Origin of the sequence: Pseudoalteromonas sp. CNAT2-18.1 (genome assembly GCF_022347865.1) — a bacterium.
Taxonomy (GTDB): domain Bacteria; phylum Pseudomonadota; class Gammaproteobacteria; order Enterobacterales; family Alteromonadaceae; genus Pseudoalteromonas; species Pseudoalteromonas ruthenica.
This window is the reverse complement of record NZ_JAKRFR010000012.1, coordinates 28,011-41,220: the sequence shown is the minus strand read 5'-3', so window position 1 is coordinate 41,220 and position 13,210 is coordinate 28,011. Positions and strand designations below refer to the sequence as shown.

At 48.4% G+C, this 13,210-nt stretch carries 14 protein-coding genes; 4 read left to right on the top strand and 10 right to left on the bottom strand.

Annotated elements, in window-relative coordinates; translation table 11 throughout:
* Positions 1-153: 153 nt before the first annotated feature.
* The 10 genes from MHM94_RS18370 to MHM94_RS18325 form a co-directional block, all read right to left on the bottom strand.
* Positions 154-987 (bottom strand): chemotaxis protein, encoded by an 834-nt coding sequence (locus tag MHM94_RS18370; RefSeq protein ID WP_151172252.1) that lies wholly within the window; start codon positions 985-987, stop codon positions 154-156.
* 73 nt (positions 988-1,060) lie between these two features.
* Positions 1,061-2,143 carry an ABC transporter substrate-binding protein gene (locus MHM94_RS18365; protein WP_235420187.1) on the bottom strand — a complete coding sequence of 361 codons (1,083 nt, stop codon included), beginning with the start codon at positions 2,141-2,143 and terminating at the stop codon, positions 1,061-1,063.
* 8 nt (positions 2,144-2,151) lie between these two features.
* The gene (locus MHM94_RS18360) at positions 2,152-4,215 is read right to left on the bottom strand and encodes a GNAT family N-acetyltransferase (protein WP_235420185.1); all 2,064 of its coding nucleotides are present in this window, start codon (positions 4,213-4,215) and stop codon (positions 2,152-2,154) included.
* On the bottom strand, positions 4,193-6,358 hold the full coding sequence (gene uvrD / locus MHM94_RS18355) for a DNA helicase II (RefSeq protein ID WP_053911862.1): 2,166 nt from the start codon (positions 6,356-6,358) through the stop codon (positions 4,193-4,195). The genes MHM94_RS18360 and uvrD overlap by 23 nt, the downstream gene beginning before the upstream one ends.
* A 251-nt stretch (positions 6,359-6,609) precedes the next feature.
* Positions 6,610-6,924 (bottom strand): GNAT family N-acetyltransferase, encoded by a 315-nt coding sequence (locus MHM94_RS18350; protein ID WP_235420183.1) that lies wholly within the window; start codon positions 6,922-6,924, stop codon positions 6,610-6,612.
* Positions 6,902-7,594 carry an HAD-IA family hydrolase gene (locus MHM94_RS18345; protein ID WP_235420182.1) on the bottom strand — a complete coding sequence of 231 codons (693 nt, stop codon included), beginning with the start codon at positions 7,592-7,594 and terminating at the stop codon, positions 6,902-6,904. The genes MHM94_RS18350 and MHM94_RS18345 overlap by 23 nt, the downstream gene beginning before the upstream one ends.
* 2 nt (positions 7,595-7,596) lie before the next feature.
* Positions 7,597-8,529 (bottom strand): tyrosine recombinase XerC, encoded by a 933-nt coding sequence (gene xerC / locus MHM94_RS18340; protein WP_138589264.1) that lies wholly within the window; start codon positions 8,527-8,529, stop codon positions 7,597-7,599.
* Complete coding sequence (locus MHM94_RS18335) at positions 8,526-9,137, bottom strand: DUF484 family protein (RefSeq protein ID WP_022943591.1); 612 nt, start codon at positions 9,135-9,137, stop codon at positions 8,526-8,528. The genes xerC and MHM94_RS18335 overlap by 4 nt, the downstream gene beginning before the upstream one ends.
* Positions 9,134-9,964, bottom strand: a complete 831-nt coding sequence (gene dapF, locus MHM94_RS18330; RefSeq protein ID WP_022943590.1) for a diaminopimelate epimerase — start codon at positions 9,962-9,964, stop codon at positions 9,134-9,136. The genes MHM94_RS18335 and dapF overlap by 4 nt, the downstream gene beginning before the upstream one ends.
* Before the next feature lie 66 nt (positions 9,965-10,030).
* The gene (locus tag MHM94_RS18325) at positions 10,031-10,216 is read right to left on the bottom strand and encodes a lipoprotein (protein WP_022943589.1); all 186 of its coding nucleotides are present in this window, start codon (positions 10,214-10,216) and stop codon (positions 10,031-10,033) included.
* A 146-nt stretch (positions 10,217-10,362) separates the two neighbouring features.
* Here MHM94_RS18325 and cyaY point away from each other — a divergent pair, with 146 nt between their 5' ends.
* From cyaY to hemC, 4 genes are read left to right on the top strand one after another with little or no spacing between them, the layout of a single operon-like run.
* Complete coding sequence (gene cyaY, locus MHM94_RS18320) at positions 10,363-10,683, top strand: iron donor protein CyaY (RefSeq protein ID WP_026110922.1); 321 nt, start codon at positions 10,363-10,365, stop codon at positions 10,681-10,683.
* Positions 10,684-11,343 carry an alpha/beta fold hydrolase gene (locus MHM94_RS18315; RefSeq protein WP_235420180.1) on the top strand — a complete coding sequence of 220 codons (660 nt, stop codon included), beginning with the start codon at positions 10,684-10,686 and terminating at the stop codon, positions 11,341-11,343.
* Positions 11,344-11,365: 22 nt separating this feature from the next.
* Entirely contained in the window at positions 11,366-12,241 is an 876-nt protein-coding gene (locus MHM94_RS18310) for a DUF2914 domain-containing protein (RefSeq protein WP_235420178.1), read from the top strand.
* 18 nt (positions 12,242-12,259) lie between these two features.
* Positions 12,260-13,201 carry a hydroxymethylbilane synthase gene (gene hemC, locus MHM94_RS18305; RefSeq protein ID WP_138549045.1) on the top strand — a complete coding sequence of 314 codons (942 nt, stop codon included), beginning with the start codon at positions 12,260-12,262 and terminating at the stop codon, positions 13,199-13,201.
* Positions 13,202-13,210 lie beyond the last annotated feature (9 nt).

Sequence of the window (13,210 nt, the reverse complement as noted above, 5' to 3'; positions counted from 1 at the left end):
CTTGCATCATCCTAGTCAGGGTAAATCCTGACCTACAACACACCGAAACCCCTGTCACCACACCTGTAGGCCAGGCTTTAGCCTTGCGTCATCCTAATCAGGATAAATCCTGACCCACAACACAGCAACCTAGCCAGGATAAACCTTTACTGATTAGAATAATCCATACGCGGGCGTTTCTTCTGGACTGTGAGAAAGGTGTTCAGGCCTAAAAATAGCACTGGGCTCTATGATCACTGAGTGACTATCGCCGAGCTTTATTAATCCGGCCATCATATGTTTGGTTTCATTATCTATATTGAACCCAACCGACGTTAATTCACTTAGTGACTTAATATCATCTTGCTCGACACTGATGCTGTCTTCCACTCTGTCTATAAGCAAACCAATATAGGGGTTTAGACCATCTTTAGTGGTAAAAACGATGATAGGCTTATAGTTGTATAAGATCTGATCTTTGGCGGTTTCTAATAAGCGATTGAGGTGAGCAAAGCTGTGATGCTTTTCATAGCTCAATATTTCACGCCCTTGTTCTTGTGTGGCAGTGCGCACCAATTTAGCTTGCTCTAATAGACGCTGATGGCTGTCACTTAAGCGCTGTAGAATATCTTTTAGGTCACTGTCGTGGGCGTGCATATTTTGGTACCAGCGCACAAACTGACGAATATCATCGTCGTACTCGTTGGTCATGGCTTGGGTATTTTCTACGGCGTTCTCCAGCGCCGTAAACCACGTTTTATTTAATGTAATAAACTGGTCCAACTTATGCGCCAAGTTTGCATTACTCTGCTTTGTGGAGACGCCATTGAGCATAATACCTAAATCGAATACCGGTGTTGGTATATCCATATAGTCTTTAACCCCGAGAAACGCTTTATGCTCATTAGGAAGACTGGTGAGGTTATCGTCGTAACGCTCAGTGAGTAAGATATCAAGGATCTTTAAAGAGATGGTTTTAGCGCCAATACGAAAATTAACAAAGTCCATAAAAGTCTAAGAGTTGCCCGCAATCGTTATTCTAAAGCTTAGTCTAGATAGACTTTTTAACCAGCAAATACAGTTAATTAAGTGGAACGATGTAACTATTCTCACCAACGGGCTTTGAAAGCTTGAAGAGTGTTGCAAGCTGCGGATCTTGAGAGCTGATGAGTGCGCCATTTTGAGCAATGCAGGATGGCATAGGGGCTTGCCTTTGCAGGCAGAATTCAGCAATGAGTGTCATCGCATAAGCATTTAAGTAACCTTCAAAATGTAAGCGATTGGCCTTACTCATGCCTGCGGCGGAGAAATCCCGCCGAAAGGCTTCACATAGGGGTTGCTGACACGTGTTAGGGTCTGCCACTACCTCTGTGACTATAGCTCGAGAGCTTTGCTTAAGGTGAGGCCGTAATGCACTTTCGGAAGTAAATGACATTGCCGCGAACCAAGGTTCCTGCCCTTGTTCTGCTGCGGTATTTATAAACTCAGCAACCGGAACGTAGGTTCCTATCAACACGATGGCATCAAGACGCAGAGGCAAAAGCTTCTTTAGCGCGATGGCTAAATCTTGTGTATTGCGCCGAAATCGTGCCGTTTGTTTAACAGCTAACCCTTTGCTGGCTAGTGCTTTTAGGGTGCTAGACCCTGCTTCGAGACCAAACTCATCAGCCTGAATAACTATCCCCACACTTTTTACACCTCGATCTTTAAAGTACTGGGCATGAGCCATAGCTTCATCGTCGTAGCTAGTACGCAGATTAATAACGTTGGATGTTTCTAGATTGCGCAGAAAAGCTGCTCCAGAGTAGGGAAATAATAGCGGAACTTGGTGTTTGGAAATTAAATCGACGATGGCTGCAGTAGTCGGTGTTCCCATATAGCCAAACAGGGCATCGACCTTTCTTTGTGTGATGAACTCATGGGTATTGGCCACAGTATTAATTGGCTCATAACCATCATCCAAGACCGTCAGATTGATGATGGTATCACTGTGTCTATTATGATTATCAAAGTAGAGTTGGGCGCCAATCTTAAGTGCCTTACCAACTTCTTGTGCGGGGCCGGTGAGTGCACATGACATGCCCAAACTCAGAGATTGCTTTTGCTTCGTCGCCACGGGCATTGCAACGTCAAGGGTGAGCGAAAGCAGTAGAGCACTGAGCATGCTGATCCTTAGGTTAGTATTAGTGAAGCTAAAGCTATTAATACCTTATTAGTCTGCTTTTTGCTTTGCTGCAAATCAACCACCCGCTTATTTATACCTAAGGTATACAAGATAAGCGCTTGGGCTTCATCGTCCACGTTGAACAGCAATGACCAATTACCTGCGATTGCGCGGTACAGGGCTCCGTAGCATAGGTTCAATGGTATCTCATTATTCACAAAGCGAGTTAGACAAAGCCTGTCCGCTTCGGTGAGTGGCCTTGTTGGCGCTTCTTTTAACAGCTGTAATGTTAACTTTGGTGCTATGTCATTAAAGCAGTGGCTTAGCAGCAGTGGCATATCTTGGCACCAGCTCTGACTCAGAGTCGCAACACTCGAAGCACCGAGGGGGTTGAGACTTTTAACCATCAAGGCACTGTGTTCGCCACTGACATGGTCGCGTTTACTACCTAGTTTGATAGTGCGATAGTTGGCCGATTGCCAAAACGCGAGCAGCGCTGCATGCGCGCCAAAGCTAGTACCAATAACCGCTACTTGCGACTGCCGTAAGTCCCCCTCAATAAAGGACAACAATAAATGACCCAACCCTTGATGGTGCAGCTCGGGCACAATGGCGATGCGCACTATGCGTGCATAACTTAATTGTCCGAGCTGTGCGTCGCCGGACATATTAATCATACTTTGCGCTAATAGATGACCCTGAGGACGGCGCTGGCCGATGGCAATTGAGCTTGATATATCCTCGTCTAATTCCCCCTCCATGCTGACAAGGGCCACGCCAATAATCTTGGCGCCATCCCGGCAGATATAAAGGTGTTGTGACGGTGCATCAAGCAGTTGCCGCAAATCGTTGGCGGACGTCTGGTAGTGAGCGAGTACCAATAAGGAAAAGCATTGCTCAAGTAAGGCGGCATCAGTCAGCAAGCTATGGGCTGGCACTTTAAGCAGCTCCACCTCGCTGTGGTCCACCCTTTGTGTGGGCATGGGTGTGCGCATATCCAGTAACAGCAGTCGGTTGATGCTTTGCTCTAGTGGATCGCCGTTAGCAAAACGTATGGGGGTAACCATATTGAAGGTGCGGTGATTCTTATAGGCTTTTTTCAAGAAGTCTAAAAATCGCAATGTATAGCCGCGACCGCTGCCTTCATAGCCGGCCATGGTGCTGGCAAAAACAACCCGAGGATAAAGAGTTAAGAGTTGCTTTAGTATCGGAATGGGTATGGTGGCCGCTTCATCAACAAACAACACGTCACATTGCGGCTGCTCACTGATTAATTTATCCGGCGGCATAAATCGTACGTTAGCCAGTTGATTGCCGTTGTCTGCATCGAGTTGTGTCTGCTCTGCTAAGTGCTTAAAAGCGCTGTCGAGGGAGCGGCGCTGAATGGCACAGAGGATGATATCTTTGTCAGGCAGTTTCGCGGCACTTATGCCAAGTGCAGCTGATTTCCCACGACCCCGATCGGCGCTGAGCACCAAAGGCCGATTGGCACGCCCTGTGGCTGTTTTGATGATCATCGCTATAGCTTGCTCTTGCTCGCTGTAGTCCTGAGAACTTGCGGTCGTGTAAGTTAGCGATTGATAAGTAAGTGCTTGGTGAGTATGCGCTGATTGACAGAGGCTAAGTGGCTTACAGTCGACTAATTGTTGCTCAAACCAGTGCCAAAACAAGCAGCTCTCGGGTTGAGGGTGGCCATAAGGCAGAATTTTATTGATACCAGGGTCGACAAAGTCGTGGGTATTTTCTGGCAGCATAACGACCATCAGGCCCCCGGCTTTAACAGTGCCAGCGGCTGCGGCTACCTTATCGGCATAAAAGCCGCTGTAGCAATCGTAGGCAACAAAGCTATGCTCTTGTCCAAGAATTTGATGCAGATGCTCCGGCCATTGGTTATCAACACAGTGGTTAGATTTACTTAAAGTGAGCCAGTCGCTGTCGGTATCCTGTTGCAAATATTGCAGTTGCTGTGTGCACCATGACGGCTCACCCCGCAGCAGCAACAGTTGCCGCCAACGCCGCTGGGTTAAGCCACTCAGTAACGAGGCTAGCTCAGATTGCTTGTAAGCGCGCATAAGCGGTGACCAACCATTTGCTACCAACATCGTCGAAGTTTACTTGTACCCGTGATTGCGGGCCAGCCCCTTCGTAGTTAAGCACGGTACCCTCACCAAACTTAGCATGGAGAACTCGCTGGCCGAGGCTAAAGCCACTGTCGGCAAACGCTGCTTGAGTCAATGAAGGGCTAAAGCGGTTAGCTTGTTGCGGCGCTGAGATTTTTGTTTTAACACGGATCTCTTCTACACAGTCTTCCGGCATTTCTCGTAGGAACCGTGACGGGCTGTGATACTTTTCTTGGCCATATAAGCGCCGGCTTTCAGCGTGGGTAATATAGAGTTTATCCATGGCTCGGGTCATGCCCACATAACATAGACGGCGCTCTTCTTCTAAGCGACCACTTTCCTCTTGGCTTTGTTGTGATGGGAACATGCCTTCCTCTACACCGACCATAAATACCAGTGGAAACTCTAAGCCTTTGGCAGAGTGCAGAGTCATCATTTGCACTGCGTCTTCGTGCTCTTCGGCTTGACCCTCTCCGGCCTCTAAAGAGGTATAGGCTAAAAAGCCTTGCAGTGGTGAGGAAAACTCTTCATCAACGGGTAATTCATATTGCTCGCAAGCGTTAATAAGCTCTTCTAAGTTTTCCACGCGAGCACGGCCTTTCTCGCCTTTTTCGGCCTGATACATGGCCATCAAACCGGTATTCTCTATGGTGTATTTTGCCTGCTCTGCGAGGGTCAACTCAGCAATACGCTGCTCCACCCCCTCAACCAACTCAATAAAGCGATTAACTGCCGTGGCGGCGCGACCAGACAAATGTTTCTGCTCTAAGATAGCCTTGGCGGCATACCATAACGGCAGCGACTCGGCTCGGGCACAGTCACGAATATGACTGAGCGTCTTATCGCCAATGCCTCGAGTTGGGGTGTTGATCACACGCTCAAAGGCGGCATCATCTTGACGGTTACTGACCAGGCGCAAATAACATAATGCATCTTTGATTTCTTGGCGCTCGAAGAAGCGCATGCCGCCATAAATACGGTACTTTAACCCCTCTTGTAACAAGGCTTCCTCTAAGACTCGAGATTGCGCATTGTTACGGTAAAGAATTGCGGTATCGGTTAGCGCATTGCCCGCATCCATCCAGGTTTTTATTTTGCCAACAATAAAGCGCGCTTCATCTAGCTCGTTAAAAGCAGCATAGATGGAAATAGGCTCGCCTTGATTGCCGTCGGTCCACAAATTTTTACCCATGCGTTCTGCGTTATTCTCAATCAGAGAGTTCGCCGCTTTCAAGATGGTGGCAGTCGAGCGGTAATTTTGTTCAAGACGAATGGTTTCGGCGTCGAAGTCGTCTAAAAAGCGTTTGATATTCTCGATACGGGCACCACGCCAGCCATAGATACTTTGATCATCATCGCCGACAATCATCATGCTGTTGGTATCGCCTGCGATCAGTGCAAGCCAGCGGTATTGAATGGTATTGGTATCTTGAAACTCATCCACCAGAATATGGGCAAAGCGTTGTTGATAATGGCGCAGCAGAGTGGGGTTTTGCTGCAGTACCTCGTAGCAGCGCAACAGTATTTCTGCAAAATCGACCAGTCCGGCGCGATCGCAAGCCTCTTGGTAAGCTGAATAGACGCGCAGCAATAGCTGCTCGTTGACATCATAGGCTTGGATGTCACCCGGGCGCAGGCCCTCATCTTTTTTGGCGCTGATATACCACGCAAGGTGTTTGGCTGGCCACTTCTTCTCATCAATATTCATGGCCTTGAGTAAGCGACGGATCATTCGCTGTTGATCATCGCTATCAAGAATTTGAAAAGACTCAGGTAGCTTGGCTTCGCGGTGATGGGCGCGCAAAATACGGTGTGCCAAGCCGTGGAATGTGCCTACCCACATGCCGCCAACGGAGCCTTGAATGGTCTGCTCGACACGAGCACGCATCTCTTTTGCGGCTTTATTGGTAAAGGTTACGGCGAAGATGCTAAAAGGCGAGGCTCCTTCAACTTGAGTAAGCCAAGCGATGCGGTGCACCAAGACTCGGGTTTTGCCCGAGCCAGCTCCTGCTAATACCAGCATATTTTGCAACGGTGCTGCTACCGCCTCGCGTTGCTTGTCGTTTAAGCCATCAAGTAATTCAGATACATCCATCGCCGCGTTCCACCTGTCATAATTGCCACCAGTATAACAAGAGTTCCAGCTTGGCTAAATAGAATACTGTTTTTATAACCAGTGCGCTGTCTCTTTGTCATTAACTATGGTGTTGCAGGCCCGAACTGGCACCTGATGGCTTTATAGCAGCTTGCTAAATACGATCTTAGTGTCGGCATCAATTTGGCTATTGGCAGTGAGTTGTAGGTACTGATATTTCGCCAACATGGCACGCATAGCGCTAAAGCACATCATGCTCTTAACTTGAATTTCTTGATGGCCCAGCGCTCTTGATATTGCAGCAGCGCCCTGGCTACCCCTTGAGAGCGATAACTGGGCACCACACCGCCAAGCCAGCTATAAAAACATTGTGGTGACAACGCAAAGCCCAGTTTAAAACCGATAATATGATGTTGCTGATAAGCTACGAGAGCAAGGAAAGGAGCCGCTGCGATTCTTCGCTCATAACGAACCAGGCTGGCACCAGTGGCAAGCTCTGGAATACGACGCTGAGCTGTTAAACACTCGGACAAACTAACCGGTTTAAGTGAGAATCTCGAGCTCATGGATATCGCTAATCTCCATATCCGCTAGCCCCTTGTACTGGTAGCTAATCGCTTGGTTATTCAGCCATACACTCTTGCAACCAGCATTATTAGCGCCTTGTACATCGGTGTCTAAGCTATCGCCGATATGGATTATTTGCTGCGGTGTGACTGCCATTGCCTGCGCTGCTTTGTGGTAAAGGTCGCTATAGGGTTTAGCACGACCGTCTGGGCCGGCCATAAACACGGCATCAAACTGGCCATGAAGGTTAAAGCGGGTGACATCGACATTGCCGTTGGTGATGGCTATCAGGCGAAAGCGTTGGCGCAAAGTGTCCAATAATGCCAGCACACTGTCGGCAACAACAATGTCACTGCGGGCCTCGGCAAACGCCCGATAGGCATGTTCAGCATGGCTGTTATCAACACCCAAGTGATTCATGGCGTGAGTAAGTGCCTGCTTACGTAGGGCGGTAACATCATGCGCTAACGCTGGCTGCTGCATTAACGCCTGCTCGCGACAGTATTGCCAAAAATCAGCTTCTTGCTCGCGCCATTGCGGCAATGTTTGTAAGTAATCATGTTGCGCCTGCAGTGCAGCCTTAATGACCGGGTGATTGTTATACAGCGTGTCATCCAAATCAAAACTGAGCACTTTGGCTTGCTCTAAAGCGCGATTGAATCGAATCATAGTTACTTCTGTTTTTTGGCTCTAGGGTGGGTATTATCATACACCTTAGCAAGGTGTTGAAAGTCCAAATGGGTATAAACCTGAGTGGCGGACAAGCTGCTGTGTCCAAGCAACTCTTGCACCGCGCGCAAATCACCACTGGACTCAAGTACATGCGAAGCAAAAGAGTGGCGTAGTTTGTGTGGATGTACCTGGGCACTAATCCCTTGTTTGACACCCCATTCCCGCATGCGCTCACGTACGTGACGAGCAGAAATGCGCAACTTGCGCTGTGATAAAAATAGCGCATCAGAGTCTTGGCCGATCAGCGCTGGGCGTATTTTTAGCCACGAGTTTAATGCGCTAATGGCTTGGCGGCCCACAGGAACAATACGCTCTTTACGGCCTTTACCTAGGACCCGAACTTCTCCGCCACGCACGTCTATATCGGTTACATTTAAGCTCACCAGTTCGCTGATCCGCAAACCACTGGAATACATCAGCTCCATCATGGCTTTATCACGAACTGCAAGGGGATCATCATCATCAATATCCAACAACTGATGCATTTGGTCTACATCTAAGTTACGAGGCAGGGGCTTATCGAACTTTGGCCCTTTTACGTACTGCGCCGGGTTGTCGTGGTGCTGGTGGTAAAGCTTCAAATAGCGAAAAAAAGCCCTCAGACAACTTAATTTCAAACTGACGGTACGTGCACTTAGGCCTCGTGCTCGCAATGACATGGCGAACCGGCGAATATCATCCGCGCTCAAGGTCAGCCAACCATCACGCTCTTCATGATAATACCGCGCCACTTCGAGAAGTTGCCGTTGATATTGTTCTAAGGTGAGTGGCGAATATTGTTTTTCAAAACGAAGATAATCGCTGTACGACTGGACAGGTGTGGCCCAAGTGTCAGCCATGGTCGAAAATGTTAGCGCCTGCGACTCGCTCATGAACTGGTAGCAAGACGCTCTTGTAATGCTTTCACAAACTCGAAGATAAAAAAGCTGTCCTGCGCGGGCTCAAAATGCAGTTCATCTTCGCTGGCAAACGCGAGCAATGCCAAGGGCGCATCCGGCTCACCAATTAAGTACAATGCCGCGCTCTTGCAGGTATGATTAAAGATCAATGCCTGCTCTTGTTCCGAGAGACGTCCTAGATAATGGCCTTGTGCGTGTAAACGGCTATTTATTAGCGGTTGCAGAGCGTCATTGTACTGAACCAACTTGCACTCGTTAAGCTGCAGTTGCTCGCAAATAAGTTGCTCTAGGCTACTGGCAAGCTCGACAAACTCACAGTCACTCATAAGTTGGCGATGGCAGGCACTGAATACTTGGTAAACCTGTTCGTTTTGCTTCGCTTGACTTACAAGTTGTTGTAATTGTTCTTGAAGAGCAAGGTTTTGCTCTCTTAATAGCTGCTGCTGGCGCAGTTGTAAGGAAGCGACGCTCTCATGCTGAGAGCCAAAGTTCATACAAGCAAACACGCCCGGATTTTCTAAAAAGAAGTCTGGGTTCTGTTGTAGGTATTCACTGACTTGCTGTGTAGTTAATTCGCTCATAAGGCTATTTGTCCGTCAAAAACATGCTCTGCGGGGCCCGTCATCTTGACTGGATGACCTTCACCTTGCCACCGTATTTGCAATGCTCCGCCTGGTAGGTCGACCTTGACGTTGCGCCCAAGCTTGCTTTGCAACTGGCCGACAACGGCGGCTGCACATGCACCGCTGCCACAGGCTAAGGTTTCACCTGCGCCACGCTCCCACACTCTGAGTTTAATATGAGACTCGTCAATAATCTGCATAAAACCGACATTGGCACGCTTTGGAAAGCGTTCATGCTGCTCAACAGCTGGACCTAGGGTGTGCACCTCGGCGGCAGTAATGTCTTCAACCTCGATCACACAGTGTGGATTACCCATCGATGCGGCGCCCATAAATAATGTATGTTCTTGGTGGCGAAGAATATAGGTTAGCTCACGCTTATTGGCTTGCAGCGGTATATCTTTGGGCTCTAATATTGGCTGCCCCATATTGACCGTCACTTGCCCGTCTTTTTCAATATACAGCGTCATATTGCCGCCTTTAGTGGAAACGGTGATTTTATGACGATTAGTGAGTCCCTTCATACGTACGAAGCGAGCAAAACAACGTGCGCCGTTACCGCATTGTTCAACCTCGTTGCCATCGGCGTTAAAAATGCGGTAATGAAAGTCTAAATCCGGTGAATAAGGTGCTTCCACCATCAGCAGCTGGTCAAAGCCAACGCCAAAATGGCGATCCGCCAAGCGCTTGATCTGGTCTCGGGAGAGAAAAATATTTTGGGTAACATTGTCCACGACCATAAAGTCATTACCCAAACCATGCATCTTTGAAAAGTTAACTAACATAACGCTTTATAATCGCTCACTCTATGCTGTTACTATGCCTACAAAGTTGCGCCAAGGCCATTGCTTTTACTGCTGTGGCGACGGCTCTGCGTTATCGTTTGCGGTTTCCTTGGCATTTAGCGGTGTTTCTGCTTGTTGGTTATCTACTTGTTCTTGTTGTGGCAAATAGAGCGCGCCGCTTTGACCACACGCACTGAGAAGCGTTAAGCTGGAGGCTGCAAGGATACGAAGCAAACGATGACTTTTGTACATAGCGATTCGATAGATAATTAATATGACTCGTTTTATAATCGCAGAGTAACAGAAAATACAAAAAATGTAGTCGTTGCTGTTGAATTATTTCCCATCGAACGTTACTGCGAGCATATAGGAGCGCAGCCACAATGAGCGAAACCACCATGACCGATACCGAATACCATCAGTTAGCCGATGCCTTGATGCTAACAATAGAAGAGCAGATAGACGATATTGATGCGGATTTAGATTATGAGTCTGCAGCTGGCATATTAGAAATTATCTTTGCTGATCGCAGCAAAATCGTCATTAATAAACAAGCGCCATTACATCAAGTTTGGGTCGCTACTAAGTTTAACGGACACCATTTTGAACTACGCGGCGATACTTGGATTGATAACCGCTCTGGTGCGGAATTTTGGCAGTTTATGTGTGATGCGGCGAGTAAACAAGCGGGTGTTGAAATCCGCTGGGAGCATGATTAAGTGAGTAGCTTTGACGGCGTGAGTGTGTTTGATGCGCCAGAGCACAAATGTACAGTTATCTGGCTTCACGGTTTAGGCGATTCAGGTGAAGGGTTTGCACCTGTTGCTGCACACTTAAACCTACCAGCGGAGCTCGGAGTCAAGTTCCTCTTCCCTCACGCCCCGGTGCAAGCGGTGACCATCAATGGTGGTATGGAGATGCGGGCTTGGTACGACATCAAATCTCTTGATCTAGATAAACGTGCAGATGCCCAAGGTGTGCAACAATCGGCGCAAAGTATCAGTGCATTAATAGACGAGCAGATAGCTGCCGGGATCCCTGCGGATAAAATTATTTTAGCTGGCTTCTCTCAAGGGGGAGTTATCGCCTTACACTTAGCGCCGCGTTACCATCATAAGCTGGCCGGTGTTATGGCGCTATCAACCTATATGTCTGAGCCTGAGCGCTTAACGGATGAGGCCCGCCATCGCGATCTTAATATTTTCATGGCTCATGGCGATTTTGACAATGTGGTGCCTTTAGAAGCAGGTAAACAAGCCTATACTTACCTGCAAAATGAAGGCATGAACGTATCTTGGCAATCTTACGCTATGGCCCACCAAGTCTGTGATGCCGAGCTGCACGCTATTCGACAATGGCTGCTTGAGCGACTAAGTTAATAATGATTCAGGAACAACGGTAATGGGACAAAAAATCGTGATCACAGCGAATATGAATAACAAGACTCAACGTATTGAGCGCAAGGAAGTGCAATATCAATGGCATTGGCGCCGCATCGTTGGTGCTGCAACGCTTGGTTTGTGTTCTGTGGCTGCGATTTGGTACCTAGCATTTACGCCTGCCAACGCCGAGCAGGGCGAGGTGAATACGGCGTCCTCCGATGGTATACAGAGTCAGGCTGAAGCGCCCAATGAAAGTGCGCAAGAGGTCACGGTTGCAAAAGCAGCACCCGTCGCGTCAGCTGCGCAGGCAACAGTGCAATCGAGCCAGCCCCACAAAGAAGATGAAGTAGAGGCTGACTCAAAGAGCGCCATGGTGGAGTCTGAGCAAATGCTGGTGGCACAAGTGAGTACCAATGAAACGAGCACTGTTGAGAGCTCCACTTCCGCGTCCTCAACTGAGGCACAGGCGAATGACACGACAGTGGATGCGCCTGCGCCCGAGAGTGAGTTTAATACTGAGGCTAAAGTAGCAAGCTTGTCTCAAGGCACCAAAATTGACACCGACAAGGTAAGCCGAGCGGTGCTCACAACCGCTGTGCAAGACCGTGAACCGATTAACTCTCTTGGCCAAGAAGTAAAAACCAGTGACTTCCAGCAACAGCTGTTTTTCTTCACCGAATTACATGGTTTACAAGGACAAAAAGTAAAGCATGTGTGGTACTTTAATGACCAAACTATGGCCAACGTTGAGCTCGGTGTTCATACCACTCGTTACCGTACCTTCTCGTCTAAGAACATCATGCCAAGCCAGCTCGGCACATGGCGAGTAGAGCTGAGAGACGAAAATAATAAACTATTGGCTACCCGAGCATTTCGCTTGGTTGGCTCACGATAAATTCGAAGTAGGAATTTCATGACCAATTCGACCGCGCGAGTACGTATTGCTACTCGCAAAAGCGCGTTAGCGCTATGGCAAGCTGAGTTTGTAAAAGCGCAACTAGAGCGTCATCACAGGGGTATTACCGTAGAGCTCGTCACCATGACCACCAAGGGTGACATTATTCTTGATACGCCACTGGCAAAAGTGGGTGGAAAAGGCTTGTTTGTTAAAGAGCTTGAGCAAGCGATGCTGGATGGTCGCGCTGATATCGCTGTGCATTCAATGAAAGATGTCCCGGTAGAGTTTCCCAAGGGTCTCGAGTTACACACCATCTGTGAGCGTGAAGACCCTCGTGACGCCTTTGTTTCGAATACGTTTGATAACATTGATAGCTTGCCTGCAGGTGCTATCGTCGGCACGTCCAGCCTACGCCGGCAGTGCCAACTTAAAGAGCAGCGCCCAGATTTAGAGGTGCGTGATTTACGAGGTAATGTGAACACCCGCTTGGCAAAACTAGATGATGGTCAATATGACGCCATTATTCTTGCTGCGGCCGGTTTAATACGGTTGCACATGCCCGAGCGTATTCGCAGTTATATCAGTGCTGAGCAATCACTCCCTGCCAATGGCCAAGGGGCTGTGGGTATCGAGTGTCGCAGTGATGATATGGCGATTAAGGCATTGCTAGCACCGCTGGAGCATCGCGAAACCCGGATTCGAGTTGATGCTGAGCGAGCGATGAATCGTCGACTTCAGGGAGGTTGCCAGGTTCCAATAGGAGCCTATGCCGAGCTCAACGAAGATCACGTTTATTTACGTGGTTTAGTGGGTTCGGTGGATGGTCAGCAAATTTTACGAGCTGAGATCTCCGGTCCCGCTTCTGAAGCTGAGCAGCTTGGTATTTCGCTAGCGGATGACCTGTTAGCGCAAGGGGCGGGAAGTATTCTTGCCGAAGTATATGGCGAACTAAAATAATACGGATTT

Excerpts from the sequence above, each read along its gene's own strand:
- uvrD (WP_053911862.1), bottom strand. The coding sequence starts at position 6,358 with ATGGATGTATCTGAATTACTTGATGGCTTAAACGACAAGCAACGCGAG.
- MHM94_RS18325 (WP_022943589.1), bottom strand. The coding sequence starts at position 10,216 with ATGTACAAAAGTCATCGTTTGCTTCGTATCCTTGCAGCCTCCAGCTTA.
- MHM94_RS18335 (WP_022943591.1), bottom strand. The coding sequence starts at position 9,137 with ATGAGCGAATTAACTACACAGCAAGTCAGTGAATACCTACAACAGAAC.
- dapF (WP_022943590.1), bottom strand. The coding sequence starts at position 9,964 with ATGTTAGTTAACTTTTCAAAGATGCATGGTTTGGGTAATGACTTTATG.
- MHM94_RS18345 (WP_235420182.1), bottom strand. The coding sequence starts at position 7,594 with ATGATTCGATTCAATCGCGCTTTAGAGCAAGCCAAAGTGCTCAGTTTT.
- MHM94_RS18310 (WP_235420178.1), top strand. The coding sequence starts at position 11,366 with ATGGGACAAAAAATCGTGATCACAGCGAATATGAATAACAAGACTCAA.
- MHM94_RS18360 (WP_235420185.1), bottom strand. The coding sequence starts at position 4,215 with ATGCGCGCTTACAAGCAATCTGAGCTAGCCTCGTTACTGAGTGGCTTA.
- cyaY (WP_026110922.1), top strand. The coding sequence starts at position 10,363 with ATGACCGATACCGAATACCATCAGTTAGCCGATGCCTTGATGCTAACA.
- MHM94_RS18350 (WP_235420183.1), bottom strand. The coding sequence starts at position 6,924 with ATGAGCTCGAGATTCTCACTTAAACCGGTTAGTTTGTCCGAGTGTTTA.
- xerC (WP_138589264.1), bottom strand. The coding sequence starts at position 8,529 with ATGAGCGAGTCGCAGGCGCTAACATTTTCGACCATGGCTGACACTTGG.
- MHM94_RS18365 (WP_235420187.1), bottom strand. The coding sequence starts at position 2,143 with ATGCTCAGTGCTCTACTGCTTTCGCTCACCCTTGACGTTGCAATGCCC.
- MHM94_RS18370 (WP_151172252.1), bottom strand. The coding sequence starts at position 987 with ATGGACTTTGTTAATTTTCGTATTGGCGCTAAAACCATCTCTTTAAAG.
- hemC (WP_138549045.1), top strand. The coding sequence starts at position 12,260 with ATGACCAATTCGACCGCGCGAGTACGTATTGCTACTCGCAAAAGCGCG.